The organism is Nostoc sp. FACHB-133, assembly GCF_014698055.1.
In the GTDB taxonomy this organism is placed as follows: Bacteria; Cyanobacteriota; Cyanobacteriia; order Cyanobacteriales; family Nostocaceae; genus Nostoc.
This window is the reverse complement of record NZ_JACJSH010000148.1, coordinates 1-3,697: the sequence shown is the minus strand read 5'-3', so window position 1 is coordinate 3,697 and position 3,697 is coordinate 1. Positions and strand designations below refer to the sequence as shown.

Sequence of the window (3,697 nt, the reverse complement as noted above, 5' to 3'; positions counted from 1 at the left end):
GGCTACCAGCACATATTTAGTAAATAAAGTTACTTCTTACTTAGATTTTATTTTTGCGATCGCTTGTTTTTTACTGGATCTGACAAAACCGCATTGCTCCCCCTAGCTTTCCGCTTGTCTCCAACAAGAACCGCTTTATACACGCGCTTTTGAAGGCGGAAAAGATTTCGGCGGAATTTCTTCCACGGTAAAGCTTTCCAAGATTCACTAGTATGTTTACTGTGTCTAATCATTTTCTCTTCTCTAGTTTGTGTATTCTGAACACCTCGCAACAATTACGTTGCGTCCTACCCGACTTGTGAGAGTTCCGTATCCCGTCTTACCTACCTGGGGTTCGACTGCCCCAAGACTCACAAATCGTTTTTATTCGTTCCCTCGGTTGGATTGATTGTTCCGTTAGATGTAGCCAATTCAACTACTGGATTCCCTAGACTCTTACCGATATTAAGAAGAAGGATTCGGCGGGAATTGTCTCCAGTGAGGTCAGGGGTTATGGCTGTTGCGCCCTGCTTCATTCTGAGTTGCTTTTCTAGGCTCTGTTTCATCATGGGAACTCCCTGTTAGCGCCAGTGTCAACCCACAACGGCTGTCTGATTGCGCCCTGTTCCCAGCTTCACTCTACAAGAAACGAGCTTGTTCGGTGTGGGCAGGTAAGGAGTCAATTCTGAGTCTGAATGGTAGGGCTTTCACCTACATCTAGCCGAGAGTTCAGCCTTTTAATGACAGTAATCTGCTGCCAGGCTGGATTAGTTATTTACGGACTGATTACCGTGATTCACTAATCAACGAATCGCACCATCTTTAAATGTGCGATCGCCCACAACTCCAAGTGCTTCTTCAAATGGTTGTGTAGCCGATAAACAACTCAATCCCTCGAACCCTTCCGCTTCCACTTTCACTTCACCTGTAGCGCTGTCAAAATGAATCAAAACTGAACGTTCCATGTTTATCTCCTTACATATTGTTGAACTTCTTGATGTCCAGCAAAAGTCAGCCGTAGAGTTTGCACAGTTCCATTGGTTCCTTCGGCAATACTGCATTCCCCAAACTGCTCTTGTAACTCGGCAGCTTTAGCTCTCACCATCCGTTGTCCGTAAGCCAACATCAACTTGTTACTAAAGAAGTCTTGTCCCAACTTTGGAACTGTTTCGTAACTATCGTGTATGACCTCGTACACACCGCTTGACTGATTCCACTTAAATCCGATGTCTGCACGGGCTTTTATGGTAAGACCAGATACGATGATTTCAGCGCTTTGTCCTTGAGAGCCGCCGTAGTATCCTTTTAGTGGCTGCGCTTCTTCATGAACTTGTGGTGATAGGTTTAGATCCGTGAGTGCAAAAATAAGACATTCACGGTTAGCAAGTTTAGTTTTAACGGTTGAGAAGTGTGACATGAGAATTTTGTTCCTATAGCGGTAGAAGTGCGGTATTCTTTTGAGGTTTATATGCTATATGCATTTTTCGTTTAAGGTATTTAGTCTTGAGCGAATTCACCTTCGCCCAAGACTGTTTTTTACCTAAATTTGAAAGACATGACCGTAGCCTTCGACAAACCCACGTCGTCAGCCGCAAGTGATTGTAGATTGCGCTGTTCATCTAACAACTTGGTGCGGATCTCTTGCATTTTTTGCTGTAATTGACTGCGCGTATCTGAACCCGGATTCTTCGACTCAATCGCTGGATCGTTAACGATAGAATCTAAGTGCGCCATCATCGCCTCCAAGCTACTGCCTGCCTCCGGGTCAGCATTCGCTAGTAGCACTTGAACCTTCATCAGATGACGCTCCATTTTTCTTTTAAACTGTATGGGTTTCCTCCCTGGTTCCCAATCAGCCAACTCTTCAAGCAACTGCGCCGCGAGTTGTTCACCACCTGCCAGGGCTGATTCCCTCAATCTCTGTTCCAGATTTTGGTCATACTGCTGAATGAACTTGGTAATCTGATCAAGACATTCGGCTTGCTGCTGATTGAGTTGTTCAGAGAGGGCAGGGATAATTACCGGACGACCAATAACGACTTGCAAATAGTCTTCAAGATCGGTCAGAGTCGGAAATGCTCTTAACAAGTTGGCTTTAACTGATTCTTGCTTATCCTGTGCTAATTCCCAAGTATTAAGTGAGAGGAACTGATCAATCCGTTCCTGATAATCAAGAAGTCCCCCTTCGTAATCAGCTTTTAATTGATTACGTAAACCAGGGGCGATATTATCTCTGATATTGATTAACTGATTCCAGACGAGTGGAGCTAAATTAATCGGACAAACCCAATCACCAGTATCAGCAGACATCCACTCTTGAACTGAAGCAATCTCTTGCCTTAATTGAGCAGCTGCTTCATCTAGCTTTTTGAAGACCTTAATACCCCGCAAACCGACTTCGGAATTTGTAACTTTCACAAGGTCTGATTCGATTTCAGAAACCTCAGCTTTTAGCACATCGGCCCATTTAGGCGCGGCAGATTTTGTACTTTTCTTTAGTTGAATACGGAAGCGAATGCGAGTTTTATTTAACTGTGAGAAATTGTGGCGCTCGACTACTGCATCAGTTAGAAAATTTGCAGCAATAGTGTTGTCGATTACTTGTACCATGATTATTTACCTCAATCACTATTTTCACTCTCGATTAAGCGAAGCTTTCTTTGTGACTATTTGAATGTGTTTAGTAGCCCTATAGATTACTTTCTTAGAGCTTTTTTGTAACCTAATGTGTCTTTTGATAACTGGTGGTTTATGTATGGACATGGCTCAAAATAGTTGAAGTTGCTGTGAATTATCCTGCGCCACAGGCTTGTTATAAACCATGCCTTCGACTTCATAACAACGGGTCATGAGTTTGTTTCGATTTAGTCGAAAGCTGGCTTTTTTTCTTTGATTTGGCAGAGGTACAAATAGATACTGTGGATGTTGGATGCTACCCTCATCTCCCAAATATCGACAATGTGTACCATTAATTTGGTAAACTTTTGATGAGCTTAACAGTGTCGCGTCATACACTTTAATCAAATTTAATTCCATCTTATTAGCAGTGAAGTGTGCCATAATTTGTTGTAGAATCGATTTTTCTCTACAGTTAGACTGATTGAATCTGACTGTAGAGTTTTTCACGGATAATCTGATTCAATTTTTCCTTTGATTCATCTGACAGAACATTAAAATCAAACTCTTTGGAGTCCCAAACTTCATCAAGGCTTGTAGACTCATCAATAATGTTTGCAATCAAACAAGATTCATTGTCATAGTTCCAGCCATTCGCTAAAAGCCACGGCAGAATTCCCTTAGATTGCAATAATTTCTCAATGTCGAAAGAGTCAGAAAACTGCTGTAAGTTTTCGATAGTGGGGTGAACGATTGTAATAGTCATGGGGTATTTTAAATGATTGAAATACGTACAGCCCAATCAAAAGATGGGGAAAGTGGAAAGGGATTCATGAATTAAATTATCCTTAGAAAAGCAAGGTTTTTACCTTTTCTCCTGTCCCTTCTTTATTAGCTGTAGAAAAGACTTGAAAACTGATCAAATATGCTTCCCTACTTGAAGGTAAATAGGGAAGCATAAAGATGAACGCAATTGCTGCAATTACCTCAACAAGTATTTAGCTATTAAGAAGGCACATCTTCCCAGTAACCAACTTCATCGTCATAATTTGCTTGCATAGACTGCAATTTGTTGACGAAGTTAGCAAATTCTTCGTTAGTT

General features: G+C 41.7%; 7 protein-coding genes. All 7 read right to left on the bottom strand.

All coding sequences use genetic code 11. The annotated features are described in order from the left end of the window. Positions 1-47 precede the first annotated feature (47 nt). The 7 genes from H6G86_RS37890 to H6G86_RS37860 all read right to left on the bottom strand — a co-directional run bounded on the left by H6G86_RS37890 (position 48) and on the right by H6G86_RS37860 (position 3,361). Positions 48-233, bottom strand: coding sequence for a reverse transcriptase N-terminal domain-containing protein (locus H6G86_RS37890; RefSeq protein WP_520449627.1), 186 nt, complete (start codon positions 231-233; stop codon positions 48-50). Between the two features lie 117 nt (positions 234-350). Further along, positions 351-548 carry a hypothetical protein gene (locus H6G86_RS37885; RefSeq protein WP_190938691.1) on the bottom strand — a complete coding sequence of 66 codons (198 nt, stop codon included), beginning with the start codon at positions 546-548 and terminating at the stop codon, positions 351-353. A 234-nt stretch (positions 549-782) separates the two neighbouring features. Further along, a complete protein-coding gene (locus tag H6G86_RS37880) occupies positions 783-944 on the bottom strand; it encodes a DUF2997 domain-containing protein (protein WP_190938690.1) in 162 nt (53 codons plus the stop codon). Between the two features lie 2 nt (positions 945-946). Continuing rightward, a complete protein-coding gene (locus H6G86_RS37875; protein WP_190938689.1) occupies positions 947-1,396 on the bottom strand; it encodes a DUF1257 domain-containing protein in 450 nt (149 codons plus the stop codon). A 119-nt stretch (positions 1,397-1,515) separates the two neighbouring features. Next, complete coding sequence (locus tag H6G86_RS37870) at positions 1,516-2,589, bottom strand: hypothetical protein (protein WP_190938688.1); 1,074 nt, start codon at positions 2,587-2,589, stop codon at positions 1,516-1,518. A 156-nt stretch (positions 2,590-2,745) separates the two neighbouring features. Next, a complete protein-coding gene (locus H6G86_RS37865) occupies positions 2,746-3,039 on the bottom strand; it encodes a hypothetical protein (RefSeq protein ID WP_416235780.1) in 294 nt (97 codons plus the stop codon). A 31-nt stretch (positions 3,040-3,070) separates the two neighbouring features. Continuing rightward, on the bottom strand, positions 3,071-3,361 hold the full coding sequence (locus tag H6G86_RS37860) for a hypothetical protein (protein ID WP_190938687.1): 291 nt from the start codon (positions 3,359-3,361) through the stop codon (positions 3,071-3,073). Positions 3,362-3,697: the final 336 nt, after the last annotated feature.

Bases quoted from the DNA above. Each gene is read 5' to 3' on its own strand.
- H6G86_RS37870 (WP_190938688.1), bottom strand. From the start codon at position 2,589: ATGGTACAAGTAATCGACAACACTATTGCTGCAAATTTTCTAACTGAT.
- H6G86_RS37885 (WP_190938691.1), bottom strand. From the start codon at position 548: ATGATGAAACAGAGCCTAGAAAAGCAACTCAGAATGAAGCAGGGCGCA.
- H6G86_RS37890 (WP_520449627.1), bottom strand. From the start codon at position 233: ATGATTAGACACAGTAAACATACTAGTGAATCTTGGAAAGCTTTACCG.
- H6G86_RS37865 (WP_416235780.1), bottom strand. From the start codon at position 3,039: ATGGCACACTTCACTGCTAATAAGATGGAATTAAATTTGATTAAAGTG.
- H6G86_RS37860 (WP_190938687.1), bottom strand. From the start codon at position 3,361: ATGACTATTACAATCGTTCACCCCACTATCGAAAACTTACAGCAGTTT.
- H6G86_RS37880 (WP_190938690.1), bottom strand. From the start codon at position 944: ATGGAACGTTCAGTTTTGATTCATTTTGACAGCGCTACAGGTGAAGTG.
- H6G86_RS37875 (WP_190938689.1), bottom strand. From the start codon at position 1,396: ATGTCACACTTCTCAACCGTTAAAACTAAACTTGCTAACCGTGAATGT.